Raw genomic sequence first — 18,141 nt, forward strand, 5'->3', positions numbered from 1 at the left:
GTTATTTTACATATATATCTATAGTTGCTCCTTTAATTTGTCTTGGAGCAGAACAGGTTCTAATTAATTTATAGTTTTCTTCAAGGCACATTTTTATCTTTTCCGGATAAAAGTTATTGAGGTTTGGTATGTTCTCAAAAATGACCATGCCATATTCTTTGTTCTTTATTTTTTGACAATACTCATCAATCTCTTTATCAAAAATGCTTACCCTATAGTGAAACCATAAAGGTGTTCCATTATCATATGCCCAATTAAATTCATGGTTTAACGGAGTTAGCTCTGACATATTCAACACCTTTGTTCCTTCAGGAAGTGTATCATTTAATCTTTCTAGCCAAAGCATTGTATCTGATGTGCTTTTTGGAACCTTGATTTTATTAAATGTTTCGTATGGTGGGGTAATCCAGGGCTCATATGTTTCATTACTTTCAACTTTGTTAAAAGTAATTGGTGGACTAATTTTTAGGATATTTGTAGCATATCCCCAGTATAATTCACTTCCAATTAGAGCAACTATAAGAATGATTATTGCAGATATTTTAAAGTTGTAATTTTTTATGATTTCAAAGGAACCTAAAATACCAGCAAAAATATATGCATAGATGAAGGCATCGTTTCCTAACTGTAGTACACTTGTTACTTTAGTAATGAAACCTAGGCAAAGGATTCCGCAAATTGTAAGTATAAAGTAAAACTTAGTTGAAAATAGCTTTAGCTCTTTATTGAAAAGTTGGTAACATCCGGCTGTGAATAAAATAAGTAGCCCAACTTTTTCAAAGAATGACTCTCCAAAGGCTTTATGAATAAAATTCACTGGCATTATCCTCGCACTATGAGGGCTTTGACCATAATTAAACCAATAGTGTATATTATGTTCTCCATGTAAAATAAAAAGAGCTGCTAGCGGTAGTAAAAATGATACTAAAGATATCAGTGGAATGACAAACTTTTTTGTTTCTAAAGATTTTACTCCAAGTAAAATCAACGTGAACACCATAAAAAGTGCACCATAGTCTTGCTTAGTCCAAAATGAAATAAAAGCAAATAAACCTGAAAGAATAAGGTAAGTGATGGTTTGCTTTTGAAGGATATATCTTAACGTAAAATATAAACCAATCTGTCCAAATATAAATGCACTATGGTTATACCAAGGCCAATAGTTTAAAAAGATATAGGTTAGCCCATAAACAAACGCTGAGACAAGTATTAAATAATTATTTATCCTGAATTGCCTTAAAATTCCAATGAAGGTTAATCCTCCTATTATATTTATAAATACTTGGCAGATAATTAGTGTAAATAATTTGGGGCCAAATACTTTAAAGAATAAGGATGGTAAAACCCAATAAGCATAGCCCATTGGTATTCCAAAGTCTCTAAAAGGAATTTCTCCATTCATTATCCTGTAAGCGCCTTCCCAGGATAAAAATATATTGATCCGGTAAGGATAGGAGAAAAATAATGGCAACACAGAAAAAAATAAGATTACCACTGTTTGTGAAACAGAGATGATCCTTCCGGTATTGGTCATAGAATACTTGTCTTATTTGAATTACGAAAATAGCAGTTTCTTGCACAATTTCTAAATAAAAATGTTCATTTTTTTATACTTTTTATAAATAATCTTATTTTTGGCCTATATTGTTGAAATTATGCTGAAAACTTATTTTAATCTGTTGAGAGTGGATCAATGGATAAAGAACTCATTTTTATTTGTACCACTATTTTTTGCCGGGGATTTATTTAAAACAACTAAAATTCTTCATCTTATAGTTGGTTTTTTTTCATTTTCTCTAGTAGCGTCTGCTATCTATATAATTAATGACTATAGGGATAGAGAAAACGATAGAAAACACCCCACAAAAAAATTAAGACCTATTGCAGCAGGGAAAGTATCAATTACAACTTCATTTGTGATAATGACTATTTGCCTTTTGGCAGGACTAACTTTAGGCTATTTTTTGGAATACCGGTTTATGATCATGCTATTGATTTATCTGGCAATTAATATTAGTTATTCTTTAGGTCTAAAACGAGTTGCCATACTAGATATGGTTATGGTATCTAGTGGATTTGTTATTAGAGTTATTAGTGGAGGAATTATAGCTGAAGTTCCACTTTCGCAATGGTTAATTGTTATGGTTTATCTTCTCTCACTTTTCATTGTTCTGGCAAAGAGAAGAGATGATGTTTATCAGTTTACTATATCAGGGAATTTAACTAGAAAATCAGTAACCAACTATAGTCTGGAGTATATGACAGCTACATTGGTACTAATATCCGGGGTTATAATAGTTTCTTATTTGATGTATTGTCTTAGTCCCGAAGCAAATATTCAAAGTAGTTATTTATATGCAACCTCCCTTTTTGTGATTTCCGGAATATTAAGATATTTACAGATTACAATAGTTGACAATAAGAGTGGCTCACCAACAAGAATATTGTATAAGGATAAATTTTCAATGGTTAATCTTATTCTCTGGGTAATAAGTTTTTATATTATCATTTACACTTCATAAAATGAATGAAAGAGTATTAATATTAGGTGGCACTTCTGACCTTGCAACGGCGATTGCACATCAACTGGCTTCAAAGGGGTATGATATAATCCTTGGAGGTAGAAAGGTTGATGAATTGAAAAAAACCTCGAGTGATATAAGTATCAGGCATAAAGTTGAGTGTGAAAGTGAGTATTTTGATGCAAATGATACCGATTCTCATGAAGTTTTTTTTGATAAATTCGATGGAGCCTTTCCCGAGAATTTATTTGTGGTTTTTGGATACTTAGGGGATCAAGCATTAGCAGAAGAAAATACCCTTGAGGCACAAAAAATAATGTGCAGAAACTACACTGGTGCTGTTTCAATTATTAACAGTTATGTTACAAAACGGAATCAGGAAAAGATAAAAACTGTAGTAGGAGTAAGTAGTGTAGCGGGTGATAGAGGTAGAATGTCAAATTATATTTATGGTAGCGCAAAAGCAGGGTTTACCGCTTACCTATCTGGGCTGAGAAATAAATTATTTCATGAAGGCATCCATGTAATGACTGTCAGACCTGGTTTTATGGATACCAAAATGACTGAAGGACTTGATCTACCAAAGCCTATAACAGCCTCTCCTGAAGCAGCTGCAAAAAAGATTATTAAGGGTTGGAGTAAAAAGAAAAATGATATTTATGTTTTGCCAATTTGGGGTTTGATTATGCTTGTTATCAGGAATATTCCTGAATTTATTTTTAAAAGGTTAAAGCTATAATGGAAGTAAACGATAAGCTCGCTCTTTTTGATTTTGATGGAACTATCACGAAAGGAGATACGTTTATACCTTTTATTAAATTTGTAAAAGGGGAGTTCAATTTTTGGTTGGGTATCATAGCCTTGTCGCCTTTTATAATTTTTTATTTTTTTGGGATCATATCAAATTCAGTATTAAAAAGACATTTTATTAAATGGTATTTCAAAGGCATGAGATATAGTGATCTTAAAATGTCCGGGCAGAGGTTTGCAAATGAAATATTACCCGGTATGATAAGACCCAAGGCAATTACTGAAATTCAAGAACTAAAAGACCAAAATTATACCCTCTATATTGTTACTGCTTCAAATAGTTTCTGGATAGCTCCATGGTCAGAGCAATTTGGTTTTAACATAATCGCAACTGAATGGGAGGTTGAAGATGGCTTAATTACTGGTGATTACAATGGTGAAAACTGTTACGGTGAAGAAAAGAGGAGGTTAGTATTAGAACATTTTCAGCTTGAAAAGTATATAAAAATTGTAGGGTACGGTGATACAAAAGGGGATATACCAATGTTATCACTATGTCATAAGACCTACTTTAAGCCATTTATTTAATGTTGACAAAAGTTAATATCTTCTTTATAATATGGTCTGAATAATAAAAATTTATAAGTGAAATATGAATATGATTTAACTCTATCTGTATTAGTTAAAGAACCATCTGATTTCTTTTTAATTGTATAAGAGTTATCATCAACCGTAAAAGTAATTGTACTTCCTGGCTCCATAAAATTAATAACTCGTTGAAGTTCAAAATCAGTAAATAGCCTTTCACTTCCCTCAGGGTAATAATCAAGTGAAACATATTTCATATTTGAATCAGTTATCTTTACAAGGTTTTTTTGAAAATTAAATACCTGTAACCAATCAGGTACAATTAAATGGTTATTACTTCCATCCTCGGTCTTCAAATTACTAAACATAGCAAAGGAAGTTTCTGTTTTGAGCCCCAGGTAAGGTGATAAGCCATTCAGCATAATAAAGAACAGAAATATTAACCCTGCAAATCCAGGAAATTCAATTTTGAATAATTCACTTTCATAAATCTTATTTATTGATCTTAAAAAGACCAGATAAATAATAATAAAAGCAAATCCGAGTATGTACCATAATATTTGGCCTGTTATATAGTATTTCCAATAGCCAAAGAAATAATATGAAATATAGAAAATGCCTATTAGTGAAAATAGAATTATCCTTAGAATTAAATTTATGTTTCTATTTCTAAATGATCGTATCCAAATAAAGAAACTATCAGGGAGGAAGAAAATGTAATAAGTAAATATGATAAGGCTGAAACTAAATATACCTATGTTGGGGTGTAAAGAAAGTATATAGTGATATATCATACCGATGAAAATACCTGTAGTTCTAAATCTTCTGGTAAATAGAAATACCGGAATGATAGCTTCCATAAATAATGTTCCGTATATCGAAACATAATTTAAAGATTTGCTAGAACTACTTATTCCCTCAAAACTTTTTAACCCTATAATCTGGTTAATTCTATCTGTTAGTCCATCTAACCTGAATATTCCACAAGAGTAATCAATATCTAAAAAGCCAGTATTTAGTTTATGGAAAAACATGAAGAAGTATAGAATAAGTAATCCCCATTGAGCGACTGGCTCAATCATCCAAATGAAAAGTTTGTCAGAATTTACACTATTGGGGTTTTCTTTAAAAAATGAAATCAATAGATAAAGTAATATTGGGATATTAATAAGCCACTCAAACATCATTTGATTTGGAATGTATGGCATCTTTTGAAATGAATAAACCAAACTATTAACAACAGCTGCAATAAATATCAATTTTGAGATTGGTCTGATTAGGAGAGCTATACAAAATAGCAAAAGGGAATACCCTAAAATATGTGTTTCTTTAATCCAATCATCAAATATTATCAGATTACTTAAGACTGTTAAAGCCCAAAGCATACTGAAAACCATTAGTTTTTCGGTTTCAATTGACTTTCTGATACTCATGGCGATAACTGATAATTAACTTTAGGATACCATAAAGAAGTAATATTCCATATGCGCAAAATATTCCTGTCCATTCAGAATAAGGGATATAGTACTGCTTAAACTGAGTAAATATTTCTTGTCCTTTTAAAATGCTTATTACAATTACTCCTATAGCCATAGAAATAGAAGATACAAATATTATCATTTTTGGTGAAGGTAAAACCCACCATTTATCTCGATTAAGTAAAATGACTGCCATAACCCAAGGTGTGGCAAGAGTGAGTAACCTTATTTCATTTAGCCTTCCAAAAACAATTGTGGAAAGAAATATTGGTATTAATACTATTACACTTGTTGAAGAAAACCATTCAGGTATTGTCTTGTATGGAGGTAACTTAACTTTGATGAATATTAAGTAATATACCCAGAATATGTGTAAAGTGATAATTGGAAATGAAAGTGAAGATAGTTTATGATTTAAATTATATCTAAGTCCTAATGAAAGCTGATGATCCAGGTCAGTTTTTCCACCTAATGCGACTCTAATTGAAACAAAAACGACTAGAGCTATAATAAGAGGAAGAAACCTTTTTAATTTAGACCATCCAGGGTAAAACAATATTGACAAAGGAAGTATCATTGTTGTTTCCCTTGTGGCAGTAGCAATTATAATACAAATGATTAAAGCTATATATTGATTTTTTAATAAGGCGATAAGCCCCAAGCAAATTAATGCATATGCAAGTGTATCTTCACGGGTATGTACAGGAATGCTATACGCCATAACATATGCAGGTGATATCAATATCAGGAAAGTAAATATAAATGCGAGATTTTGATTCTTTGATACTAGTTTGAATAGATAAAAGAATGATAAGATTGATATGACAAAGAATGCTAGTGAATAATACAAGTAGGTATAATAGAAAACTTCAGCTGAGTCAGGATTAATAAATGAAGAAGTTTCTTTCACAAGTCCTTGAAATACTATTCTGAACTTAAATGGTTCTTCATTAGTTATCCTAAATTCAGTTAATGACTCTGGAGTAGTCATTAACTCAACAGCTAAGGTGTCAATTGAATATAAATATCCTCCTAACCATAAGTTATTGATCAGGAAAACTAACATTGCTAGTAAGACCAGTATTAAAGCTCTTTTCATTATCAAATATTTATGATCCGACAAGCATTCTGCTGTTTTGCTTAAATGGAATTTTAACAATCTTTGTTGCAACTCCACTCAACAATACGATCAAACCAAAATAAATAAATGCATAGACAGCGAGATAAATAGGGTTATCCGGAGCTAATTTTAAGATAAATGGCTTGGTTGCCAGAATAAAATAAAAATGAGTAAAGTAAATACCGAAGCTAAGATCTGCTAACGCATTCAACACAGGTATATCTCTTTCATTTTTATATAATTTAAAAATCAATAGCCAAGAAAGTGCAATTTTTTGAAGAAAAAATTGTTGTTCTGACCAAATTTTTATTGTTAGGCTTGATATTAATAGAATTAAATAAATCCCTAATGGAAGCATAGGGTATTTTTCCGTGAATTTGAAGATTTCACTTCTGTATTTGCAAAACACTATACCGAGCCAAAATACTCCAATATAATGTATCAAATTCCCAATAATGTCAGTTGTAACTACTCGGGTAAATGTTAGTGAAATGATAGTTAATATAACAGTGGGTATTATTATAAAATTCTTTTTAAGGAAAAAATTGAAAAGCGGACTAACAAAGTAGAAACAGGCTATCATTGGAATAAACCAGTATGGTAATAGATGTGTTCCACTAACCAAATAAAGAAAAACCTGTAATACAGGGTTTATTTCACTAAAATCAGGGAACAATGTTAATACTCTGGGAGGAATATCTTGAAATACTATTCTATATACTAAAATTGGAATAGAGCATATAATGTAGGGAAGTATTACATATTTAATCTTTTTAGAAAGGTAACTTGGAAAAGTGTATTTATAGGAAAGGTAACCAAATAAAAAACCGGCTATAAATACAAACAATAATGTTCCACGGCCTATAACCGCATTTACTATAAACCAACCATTTTCAAATTGGTCCCAGTCAAAAATTCCAAAACAGTGAATAATGACTATTAATAGAATAGCCAGCCCTCTAAATTGGTGGATATAACTTAAAAATTGTTTTGTTTCCAAAGCAAAAAAATAACTCCTGTCAAAATTAACAGGAGTTACTTATTAATTAATTGAATTACTGAATGATGACTTTTTGTTTGTATATGTTATTGCGGTAAACAACTTGTAAGAAGTACATTCCAGAAGCTAGCTCTGCTTTATGAACCAAAGTCTGTCCTTCACTACTTAACAACATGTCTGTGGTTGTAGTTCCGGTTCTTACAGGGTTACCATATGTATCAAAAACAGTATACGTGATTTCATCGCCATGAATTATACCTTCTCCCTGTACTTTAAGTGATCCTTGCACCAATGGGTTTGGATATACTTTGAATTTCACTGGGCTGTTATTTCTAAATACACTTACAATTTCAGAATAGTCAAAGTCTCCATTAAAGTCAACTTGCTTAATTCTATAGTAGTTTTTAGGACGAACATCCTCATCAACAAAAGAATAATTAATAAGTTGATTTGAGTTGCCATTTCCTTCAACTATTCCTATTTGTGAGAAGTTTTTACCATTAGTTGATTTTTCAATTACAAAATAATCATTGTCTATTTCTAATGCAGTTCCCCAGTATACAGTTACTGTGTTTCCATTATCGGTTAATTCTGCCCTTACATAAGCAAACTCAACAGGTAATGGACCCTCTTGTCCTGTTCTAGCTGATGCTGTATTACTAAATCCACTTTGTAAACCTCCTACATCGACTGCTCTAACCTGGAAGTCATAATCTGTATCAGGAGTTAGTCCGGTTATTAATGTAGCAGTTGATGGTGTTGAACCCATTAACTGCATTTCTGAACCATTGCCTGTAGTTCTTGATACAGTACTAACCAAGTTATTATTAGCATAAACTTCATAGTGGCTAACTCCAAAATCATCACTGGAAGCAGACCATGATAGTCCGATATTTGTAGCTCCTACTGACATTACTGTCAGATTTAGTGGTGTAGAAGGAGCATTGTTATCAACTGTAACTGTTATACTTGCTTCATTTGAAGCAGGAGATGTATTTGAGTTTGAAATTGATTTAACTACATAGTAATAATCAGTCCCAGGAACTGCAGTATCATCAATAAACTGTTCTACGTTTTGGCCAACAGTACCTAACATGATGTATCCTGAGCCTGAAGTTGTGCTTCTATATACTTCAAATCCTGTTTCATTGTTAGATGCATCATTCCAATTTAATCTTACCTGATAATTAGTGATGTTAGTTGCACTAAGGCCAGTTGGTGTAGCAGGAGGATCAGGTAAAATTCCAGGTCCTCTGAATAATCTTGTTGCTGGTATTGTTGTTTTACTTAAAAACACATTTCCATTAATATCTCTAGCTTCGTAAGATACTGAGAAACATTCTCCTCCTGAGTTTTCATAATATCTTGCATCTAATAAATGTCTTCCTTTTTCGAGCCAGATACCTTGAACTGCATCTCCGTCATCATTACCATAGCTATTGCGCTCTCTACATCCATGATTTCCATCATTATTAACGGCAAGATTACCCTTAACCCATAATTTGGATCCATCATCTGAGGATGTGAAGAAACTGTAGTAACCTGCAACTTCTACATCAAGGTATGACATATAGATGAAGCTAATGTTGAATAACCTTTCTGCAGGGTCATATGTAAATGTAGGTGCATAACCTGTTTTAGAAAAACGGTTTCCACCCGGCACCGAAGGTCCGATTACATCAACTGTGTTGATTGAATTTAAATGTTCATAGTATTCGTAGTAAACTCCATTTGGAGTTGTAACTGCTGTAACCTGATTACTATGGTCAGAAATGTTTCCGGCTGCATCAATCGCTCTAACAGTATAGCGGTAAATAGTATTTGGATCCAAACCAGAAACTGTATAGTCATTCCTGTTTACCTGCACTAATAAAACACCATCTTGATAAAGATTATAATTTACAATTTGTGAATTATCTTCAGGAGTATCCCATGTTAATGATATGGAGTTCTCTGTGACACTTCCTAACGTTAAATTAGGAGGGGTTGGTGCAGTATTATCATTAGCAGTAGTTAGTGATATGGTATTGGTATAATTATTACTATAACCTTGATTGTTTATTGCTCTGACTCTATAATAATATGTTGTTCCTGGGTTTAAAGTAATATCTTCATAATATTCAATATTTGCATCAACCCTTGCAATTAAACTCCAAGGTCCAGAGCTGCTAGTTGATCTGTAAACCTCAAAGACTGTTTCGTTATCAGACAGGTCATCCCAGAAAAGATTTGCTTCTGTTTCTGAACTTACAACTCCCCTTAGGTTTTCAGGCGAGGTAGGTACGTTTGCACCTTGACCACGAGTAACAACCATTGGGGCAGAAGGTAAACTTACGCATTCTCCAGGTGCTGTAACCTCTAGAGTATAACTACCGATATTCGATACTGTAATTTGCTGGGTGGTGGCCCCTGTCGACCAAAGATAGCTTGTCATGCCATCAGGCCCCCTTAATGTAACATTACTTCCTGATGGAGGAAGAGCGGTAGTGCTAAGTGGTGTGATTTCAGGTGTTTCAGTTCTGTCTTCTCTTATATATACAGTGACAGGTCTTGACCATTTACTCCACTCTTGCTGAGTTCCTATATTTCTTAAGAATCTAACTTGATATTGACCAGGGATGTCAGTTGTGATATCGTTTGTGCTAGCAGCTATTGCCTGACCATCTCTTTTCCATTCATAATCCAGAAAACTGCCATCAACGCCCATTGTAATAGATGATCCAGGGCACAGAGCAGTATCTCCAAAGATGGTAATGTTAGTTTTATCTTGCTTGAACATCCACTCCATCCAGTAAGGGTCTGCATAAGTATCTATCCATGCATTATGACCTCTATTCGGATATTCAGTATATATTCTTTGTTCACCTTCATAAATCTTTTCTTGTCCTCCATATTGGCGTAGAGATGCCATTACATTATGTGAAACCGCCGGAATGGGGTTTCCATCTTGTCCACCCTGGGTTAACCAAACCGGAATATGAGAAAGTTTTTGTGATTGACTTAAATCACCAGGTGCAGACATTGGTGATGCGGCAGCAATTAAATCAGGTCTCTTCATAGTAATGTACCATGAGCCTGAGCCACCAGACGAAAGACCATGGACATATATTCTGTCTGGATCAACCTGCCCAAGAGAAATTAGATAATCAATTAGTTCGATCGTCATACGCATTTCCTTGGTAGGATCATTTTCTACATTATCGAAGTCAAGGTATCCATTTGTAAAACCAGGACCATTAACCCAATAGCCAAAACCTTCCTGTGCAAAAAGCACAAATCCTGGATATTGACCGCTAGTTACCCAGTCACGATGCTCTCTACCACTCCATACCATTGAGTGGTCGTTATTTCTCCATCGTTTATTGTCGTTAATCCAGTTATTGATTAAGGTTTGACTAGTCATGTCGCATCTGTCTCCGGGTGTTGAGTAATACTCCTTTTTACCTCGTTCACCTCGTCCGTGAAACATAACTATTAAAGGCCATTTTTGCGTAGACTCTGCTGTCCAGTCATTTGGATGAATCATTCTGAAATCCATTGTTTCTCCATATGCACCCGTTCTGAATAGATATGGAATGTAACGCTCTGAATCCCAGGGGGTCATGTTTATGTAGTCTGTTACAATCGTATCTCTTAGAGAGGCATTGCCTCCTAATCTGCTATACAAAAAACCATTAGGCCCGATCCGCGATGGGTTTGATGGGTCAGGACATTCAGTTTCTGCCGTCTGAGTGAATCCTGTAAAAGAGGCTATCAACGTGATAGCGAAGATGATTAATACCTTTTTCATAGAAAAAATAATTCTTAAGTATATTGTGGCCTGCGGAAATTGAATGAATGATTTTAAACATTACATAAGTAATGTCGAATAACAAAACTACCTAAATCTTTTGTAAATGAAAAATATTATTAGAATAATTTAATTTATGAAAAAATCGTATTGCAATGTTTTATATTTTTCTTAAAAAAGTCCTTATCTAATTGTTAAAATCCATGCTTTTCTAAAATCATCACGATTTATTTTACGTATTTGATATACTTTTTTAAGTGCTTCTTCAATGTTTGATTCAGTATAGAATACATAGGTATAGTATAAGCCAGCCTCAGGCCTGTAACCCATTACTGTTTTAATGCCTTCATTGTTAAGTTTTTGGGTATAATCGGATGCGTTTTTCTCTACTTCAAAAGATCCTACAACTATGTAATGTCCCTTGTTCATTTTGTATAGATTTGCAGGTGAATCTTCATCTGCAGGCACATCAACAAATTCAACTTCCTGTTGTTCAACAGCCATAGTATCTTCAACTGTTTCAGAAGGGTCAATAGCCACTGCAACATCAGAAACGTCCTCAATTAATTCATCAATTGGGTCTTCTTCAAATTCTAACGCTTGATTTTCTTCTTGTGGAACCACTGCTGGCACTTGCGGAACGGTTGGTTCTATATAATAATAGTTTTGATCTGATAGTCCGATAGCAATATTAAACTCTTGAGATCCATTATTAAAACCATCAATATTATTTGTAGGGAAGTCATATTGGTAAGAGAATCGGGCCCTTTTTTTAAGCTGAATTGCCACATTTAATATTGGGCCAAAATTATTTCTATAACCCGCACCAACTGATACAATATCATAAAACATAAAATTTGTAAAAACTTCCCAGCCATCGCCAAGTACCTCAGGTCTATGCCTGTATAATACGCCAGTTTTGTTTTTGAATTTAGATTTTTTATCGAGATTCAGAACTATTGCGGCCTGAGATGTGAAATAATTAATGCCTCCAAAAGAAATATTATCTCTTGATCCTTCGTAAGCATAATCTCTTTCTATTAATTGGGGAGCACTGATACCAACTTCGAAAAATCTATTAAAATACATTACTCCAGCTGTTGCACTCATAAACCAGGTATCTTCAATTCCTGGCCTGAAAACGGGGTCATTTACATTTCCTGTACTTGATGCAATAACATTTTCTTTTCCTGCACCTAGCATGATTCCGAAATTCAGCCATTGATTTTTACTCATTTGTAAATGATAAGATGCCCCTCCTCTCATTGAAGTTGATCTTAACAAACCAGCTTCTTCAAAGAGACACTCTCCTCCTAAAGAAATTTGCTTATTTATTGGTATTTGTATGTTCCCATATAATACTCTTGGTGCCCCTTCAATTTTTTGCCATTGTTGACGATAAAACATATTTAGTTCTGTCATTCCTTCACGGCCAATATATCCGGCATTATAATACATTGGGTTATATAACCAACTTGAAGAAACTGGTTGGTCCTGACCGAATATTTTAAATGTCGGACCTAATGTAACTATTATTAGAATGATAAATAATTTTTTAAAGTTGGTCATTGTATTATCTTAATAATGTAATACTACCCGTCTTTACAACGGCTCCGTTAATACTTAATGTAAAGAAGTAGACACCCTCAGGTAGGTCTCTTCCACCTCCGTTTGCTGTACCGTTCCAGTTGTTTTGATAATTTTGTGACTCGTAAACTATATCACCTGATTTATCAAATACAGACAGGTAAAATTTTGAAGATATATCCGCAAAGTTCTCAAGAATCCAGAAGTCAGCAATACCATCATTGTTTGGTGAGAAGTAATCAGGAGCTTTGATTTTATCATATTCAGTTGCATAAACATTAATGATAACTTCATCTTTACTTGATAGTCCATCTTCATTGGCAGCTGTAAGCTCAAATATATACTCTCCAGCTAGTAATTGTTCTAACCGTAGTACTGATGAGTCAGGGTACAGTATTGTTGTCGGAGGGCCTGCTACTTGTCTCCAGCTATAACTGATGATTTCATTTTCGTTTACAGGGTCATAGGCACTACCAAATACATTCAAGTTCCTCTGAGGAAAAATAATAGTTGTATCAGCACCAGCATCAATTATAGGAGGTAACTTTTCTCTTTCTGCAAGAATTGTAATATTAACTTGATCTGTTCCAGTTGCCCCTTCTACATCAACTGCAATTAGGGTGAATGTATAATTTCCAGGAACTAAAGATGATAAAGTTAAAGTAGGTGTATTAATCCCGTCAAGTGTTATTTCCGGACCTGATACTTGTTCCCAAGTGATTAGGTCTATTTCGCCATCGTCTTCAACTGTTCCATTAATAATAATTTCAGAAATGGGTATAGTGTAGTACTGATCAGAGCCAGCATCAACAGTAGGTGGGTAATTAATTGTTTCAGCAAGAACGCTTACAATTACAACATCCTTGGTTATTGCCCCATCATCATCAGTTGCAGCCAACTCAAATGAATATGTTCCAGCTTTAAGGTCACTAATATTTATAGCTATGCTGTCTCTATTTGAAACAGTAACTGTCGGACCATTTAATTTTGTCCATCTAACTGCTACAACTTGACCATCTTCATCATTTACTGACCCTGTTAAAGTCAAAGTATTTGTTGGCAGTCGAACCATTTTGTCGTCGCCTGCATCAACGGTAGGTGGCTTATTAGCTATTTCAGGTCGGACAGTAACTTTAACTCTGTCATTAGCTTCTGCACCATCATTATCTGTAACTCTGAAATTAAAGACATAAACCCCGCTATCTAATTCTGAGATTGTAATAGAGTTTGTATTTTCACCTGTAATTATGGCTGTGTTTGGACCACTTACTTGTGTCCATAACCTTGATTCAATATTTCCGTCGCTATCAGACGAAGTACCGTTTATCTTAATGCTGTTTTGAGGCAAATAGATTATTTTATCATTACCAGCATTAACAATCGGTGGATTATTAATTTCCTCTGGGAGAACGATTACTTTTACCTGATCTGAAGATGTTGCACCATCATCGTCAGTTACCTTAAGCCTGAAGGTATAGTCTCCTTCCTTCATATCTCTGACTGTAAGGTTAGCTGTATTCTGATTTTGTAAAGTTGCAGCTGGGCCACTTACTTTTGTCCATTGATATGCTACAATACTTCCATCCGGATCAGAGCCTGAACCATTTAATGTAATTGAATTTACGGGCAATGTTATAGATTTATTTGGCCCTGCATTGGCAACTGGTGTTTGATTTACATCTTCCGGATTTACGACTACGACTACATCATCTGAAGCTCCGGCTCCATCGTCGTCAGTAACTGTAATCCTAAATACATACCTTCCTTCCAGCATATTGGTCACTTCCAGTCTGGCACTATTGGTGCCTGATAAATCTGAAGCTGGACCTGATATTTTTCTCCACAAATAGGTTGCTATTTGTCCATCATTATCTGATGCATTTGCATTTAAAGTGATATTGTTTTTAGGGAGTGTTATTGTTTTATTCGCCCCGGCACTTACAGTAGGAGGTTGATTTATTTCTTCTGGAAGTACTTCTACTTTAACATTATCGGAATCTTCAGCACCATCATCGTCAACTACTGTTAGTCTTAGAGTGTATGTACCTGCTACCAGATTGGTTAAGGTTACATTTGCTGAATTTCTATTTTGAAAATTTAATGAAGGTCCTGAGATTTTATCCCAAGTATAACTAGCAATAGATCCATCACTATCTGAACCTTTTCCATTCAATGTTATACTATTGGTTGGTAATGTGATTGATTGATCCGGGCCGGCACTAGCAACTGGTGCCTTATTAGTTGACCGTACCTCAACTATTATATCATCCGAAGCTGAAGCAGCATCATTATCAGTTACCGTTATTCTAAATTTGTATATTCCTTCCTCTAAACCTTCAACAGTTGCTGTTGCTTGATTAATATTTTTTAATGTTGCCTGCGGACCAGAAACTTTTGTCCAAAGGTAAGATATTATTGTTCCGTCCGAATCTTTTGCATTACTTGATAATGTAGTGCTATTAGTTGGCAGATAAATTATTTTATCATCTTCAGCGGTAACAGTTGGACGTTTATTAGCAATTTCTGGAAGAACTGTAACCGTAACTTCATCTGTTGCTTGTGCATTTTCATTATCAGTTACAGTTAAAGAGAAAATATAAGTTCCTTCAACCATATTTATTACCTTTAGATTCTTTTGATTTCCGTTTGTCAAATTAGCAGAAGGCCCTGAAACTTTAACCCACTGGTAAGTTTCAATTGTGCCATCATTATCAACTACGGTAGGATTAAAGATAACACTGTCTTCAGGTAACGTTATTGTTCTATCATTACCTATATTAACAGTAGGAGGGATATTTGCAGCTCCAACTGTAACTCTTATACGATCAGAAGCAGATGCACCATCATTGTCTTCGACTACTATTTCAAAAACATAAATACCTTCAACCAGATCAGACAGGGATAGATTTGCAGATTGAGCTCCGGATATTGTTGCATTTGGCCCTTGTATTTTTGTCCATAGATATGAGGCAATTTCTCCATCAGTATCATTTGCTGAAGCTGCTATTGTCGTTGTATTATTAGGTAGAGTCAAAAATTTATCCGGACCAGCATTGACTGTGGGAGCTTTATTAGTCTCTTCAGGGAAAACAGTAAGTTTTACCCTGTCAGATACAGTGGCATCAGAGTCATCCGTTACAGAAATTTTAAATTCATATTGTCCTTCAACGAGGTTAGTTAATACCAGTTCTGTAGTGTTTTCACCTGAAATAGTTACAGTTGGACCAGAAAGTTTTTCCCAAATTGTTGAAACTATAAGTCCATCATCATCAGTTGCAGTTGCTGTTATAGTAATGCTGTTTTCTGGTAACTGAATTTGTAAATCCGGACCTGCATTTACTTTTGGGGGAATATTTGTTGGAGGATTTTTAACTACCACAACCACCTCATCACTAGCGGAAGCACCTTGGTCATCCTCCACTGTAATCATGAATGTATAAGATCCTTCAATAAGGTTATTTACTGTAACTTCAGCAGTTTCATAATTTGCAAGTCCTGCAGTATTTGGGCCTGATAACTGCTCCCAATGATATAGAACAATTTTACCATCGGGATCATTTGCATTAGCTATCAAAACAATGGTATTTGTAGGGAGAGTAACAGTTTTGTCTGATCCAGCATCCACCTCAGGGGTACGATTAGTTCCGGTAACAGAAACATTTACTAAATCAGAGGCTGTAGCCCCATCATCATCAGTAACAGTTAATGAAAACTGGTAAATACCTGCGACCAAATTCTCAACTGTCAGGTTTGGGTTAGATGTATTTACTAAAGTTGCAGTAGGTCCAGATACTTTTTCCCACTTAAAAGCTACAATTCTTCCATCTGGGTCTGAACCCTGACCAAAAAGAGTAACCGAATTTGTGGGTAATGAAATTTCTTTATCAGGACCAGCATTAGCAACAGGATTTTGGTTTACATCTTCAGGGTTTATAATCACTCTAACAACATCGCTACCTGTAGCTCCATCATCATCAGTTACTGTCAGTCTAAAGTCAAAGGTACCTGCTACCAAATCAGTTAGTAATAATGATGGCTTATCTTGGTCATTTAGTGTAATATTAGGTCCAGATATTTTGTCCCACCTATATGATACTATTTGACCGTCCGGATCACTTCCCGATCCATTGATAGTTATATTTTGAGCTGGTAAATTAATTGTTATATCCTGGCCTGCATTGGCAGTCGGTGATTTATTTACTTCCTCGGCTATTACTGTAATTACAATGTCATCTGAAGCTGAAGCTCCTTTGTTATCTGTTACTTTACATCTGAATGTATATTGCCCTTCAACTAGGTCTCTTACTGTCAGGTTAGCTTTACTTGTACCATCAAGAAAGGCTGCAGGACCACTTACTTTTGTCCAAAGGTAACTTGATATGCTGCCGTCTGGATCAGATGCTCTTGCAGTTAATGTTGTACTATTTGTAGGAAGTGTTATGCTAAAGTCTTTACCAACATCAACAGTTGGAGGTAGGTTTGGGGGGCTACCTAGCCTTTGGGCAAGTAACCATGCCCACATATTGTCATCATTATAAGCTGGGGTCCAGGCGTCATGGCCTCTTCCTGGATAAATTGTTAATAGAGGTTCTGGATCAGGCGTCCCGCATCTGTAAATTCTTTCAAAACCTTTTTCTGTTCCAGTGTTTGGAGAACCTGAACCATCATATTCACCAACAAATGCCCAGGTAGGTAAACTTTGCAGGTTACATCCGTCTCCTGTTAACCAGCCTGCTATTGGAACAATTGCAGCAAGCTTACTTGAATGGTTGCCATAAGCAGCATAATCCCAGGTTCCATTACCACCCATACTAAGCCCTGTTACATAAACTCTTGTCTTATCAACTTTATAATTGTTGATCATCCAGGTTAATAATTCATCAACAAATACAGGGTTCCAGTCCCATGGGTATCTGGCTTGAGGTGAAATACAAATAAATGGAAAGTTTTTACCGTTTCTTATTAGTCTTGGAGGACCAGCAACTAGTACTCTGTTTAAGTCAGAACCTTTTTCCCCAACTCCATGAAGAAATAAAACAATTGGAAAAGTTTTTCCGGGGTCATTATAACCTTCAGGAAGGTATTCCCAGTATCCAAATTTTTCTCCGGGAGCAACAACAGAAGATGTCCAGGATTGTGCTGTTTGTCTTTCAGCAGGAGATGTTTGAGCAACAGTTTGAATGCAAAAATTAATAAGCAGCAAACATGTTAGTGCCCACGTGGTGCAGTTGGTATTGGTCAACATGGTGTAATAGCTGGTAATTCTGGATTCTTAATCCTTTTCTAAAATAATGAATATTTATTAT

The 18,141-nt window shown here is 34.7% G+C and carries 10 protein-coding genes; 3 read left to right on the top strand and 7 right to left on the bottom strand.

Going from position 1 to position 18,141, the window contains the following annotated elements:
- Position 1 precedes the first annotated feature (1 nt).
- Positions 2-1,534, bottom strand: a complete 1,533-nt coding sequence (locus HH304_RS02425; protein WP_169677846.1) for a glycosyltransferase family protein — start codon at positions 1,532-1,534, stop codon at positions 2-4.
- Between the two features lie 121 nt (positions 1,535-1,655).
- Between HH304_RS02425 and HH304_RS02430 the strand changes: the two genes are divergently transcribed.
- Genes HH304_RS02430 through HH304_RS02440 form a run of 3 tightly spaced genes read left to right on the top strand, consistent with a single transcriptional unit; the run spans position 1,656 to position 3,860 of the window.
- The gene (locus HH304_RS02430) at positions 1,656-2,522 is read left to right on the top strand and encodes a decaprenyl-phosphate phosphoribosyltransferase (RefSeq protein WP_169677847.1); all 867 of its coding nucleotides are present in this window, start codon (positions 1,656-1,658) and stop codon (positions 2,520-2,522) included.
- Position 2,523: 1 nt separating this feature from the next.
- The gene (locus tag HH304_RS02435; protein WP_169677848.1) at positions 2,524-3,261 is read left to right on the top strand and encodes an SDR family oxidoreductase; all 738 of its coding nucleotides are present in this window, start codon (positions 2,524-2,526) and stop codon (positions 3,259-3,261) included.
- Positions 3,261-3,860 carry an HAD-IB family hydrolase gene (locus tag HH304_RS02440; RefSeq protein ID WP_169677849.1) on the top strand — a complete coding sequence of 200 codons (600 nt, stop codon included), beginning with the start codon at positions 3,261-3,263 and terminating at the stop codon, positions 3,858-3,860. Before HH304_RS02435 ends, HH304_RS02440 begins: the two co-directional genes overlap by 1 nt.
- On the opposite strand, the gene HH304_RS02445 is transcribed toward HH304_RS02440, so the two are convergent.
- The 6 genes from HH304_RS02445 to HH304_RS02470 all read right to left on the bottom strand — a co-directional run bounded on the left by HH304_RS02445 (position 3,857) and on the right by HH304_RS02470 (position 18,080).
- Positions 3,857-5,293 carry a hypothetical protein gene (locus HH304_RS02445; RefSeq protein ID WP_169677850.1) on the bottom strand — a complete coding sequence of 479 codons (1,437 nt, stop codon included), beginning with the start codon at positions 5,291-5,293 and terminating at the stop codon, positions 3,857-3,859. The genes HH304_RS02440 and HH304_RS02445 overlap by 4 nt on opposite strands.
- Entirely contained in the window at positions 5,271-6,437 is a 1,167-nt protein-coding gene (locus HH304_RS02450; RefSeq protein WP_169677851.1) for a hypothetical protein, read from the bottom strand. Before HH304_RS02450 ends, HH304_RS02445 begins: the two co-directional genes overlap by 23 nt.
- Before the next feature lie 10 nt (positions 6,438-6,447).
- Positions 6,448-7,458 (bottom strand): acyltransferase family protein, encoded by a 1,011-nt coding sequence (locus HH304_RS02455; protein WP_169677852.1) that lies wholly within the window; start codon positions 7,456-7,458, stop codon positions 6,448-6,450.
- Between the two features lie 55 nt (positions 7,459-7,513).
- Positions 7,514-11,248: a fibronectin type III domain-containing protein gene (locus HH304_RS02460; protein WP_169677853.1), complete on the bottom strand. Its 3,735-nt coding sequence runs from the start codon at positions 11,246-11,248 to the stop codon at positions 7,514-7,516.
- Positions 11,249-11,431: 183 nt separating this feature from the next.
- Positions 11,432-12,817, bottom strand: a complete 1,386-nt coding sequence (locus HH304_RS02465) for a PorP/SprF family type IX secretion system membrane protein (RefSeq protein WP_169677854.1) — start codon at positions 12,815-12,817, stop codon at positions 11,432-11,434.
- A 4-nt stretch (positions 12,818-12,821) separates the two neighbouring features.
- The gene (locus tag HH304_RS02470) at positions 12,822-18,080 is read right to left on the bottom strand and encodes a PKD domain-containing protein (RefSeq protein WP_169677855.1); all 5,259 of its coding nucleotides are present in this window, start codon (positions 18,078-18,080) and stop codon (positions 12,822-12,824) included.
- Positions 18,081-18,141: the final 61 nt, after the last annotated feature.

It is taken from the genome of Marinigracilibium pacificum, assembly GCF_012926615.1.
GTDB classification, from domain to species: Bacteria; Bacteroidota; Bacteroidia; order Cytophagales; family Cyclobacteriaceae; genus Mangrovivirga; species Mangrovivirga pacifica.

Excerpts from the sequence above, each read along its gene's own strand:
- HH304_RS02460 (WP_169677853.1), bottom strand. The coding sequence starts at position 11,248 with ATGAAAAAGGTATTAATCATCTTCGCTATCACGTTGATAGCCTCTTTT.
- HH304_RS02440 (WP_169677849.1), top strand. The coding sequence starts at position 3,261 with ATGGAAGTAAACGATAAGCTCGCTCTTTTTGATTTTGATGGAACTATC.
- HH304_RS02450 (WP_169677851.1), bottom strand. The coding sequence starts at position 6,437 with ATGAAAAGAGCTTTAATACTGGTCTTACTAGCAATGTTAGTTTTCCTG.
- HH304_RS02430 (WP_169677847.1), top strand. The coding sequence starts at position 1,656 with ATGCTGAAAACTTATTTTAATCTGTTGAGAGTGGATCAATGGATAAAG.
- HH304_RS02470 (WP_169677855.1), bottom strand. The coding sequence starts at position 18,080 with ATGTTGACCAATACCAACTGCACCACGTGGGCACTAACATGTTTGCTG.
- HH304_RS02435 (WP_169677848.1), top strand. The coding sequence starts at position 2,524 with ATGAATGAAAGAGTATTAATATTAGGTGGCACTTCTGACCTTGCAACG.
- HH304_RS02465 (WP_169677854.1), bottom strand. The coding sequence starts at position 12,817 with ATGACCAACTTTAAAAAATTATTTATCATTCTAATAATAGTTACATTA.
- HH304_RS02425 (WP_169677846.1), bottom strand. The coding sequence starts at position 1,534 with ATGACCAATACCGGAAGGATCATCTCTGTTTCACAAACAGTGGTAATC.
- HH304_RS02445 (WP_169677850.1), bottom strand. The coding sequence starts at position 5,293 with ATGAGTATCAGAAAGTCAATTGAAACCGAAAAACTAATGGTTTTCAGT.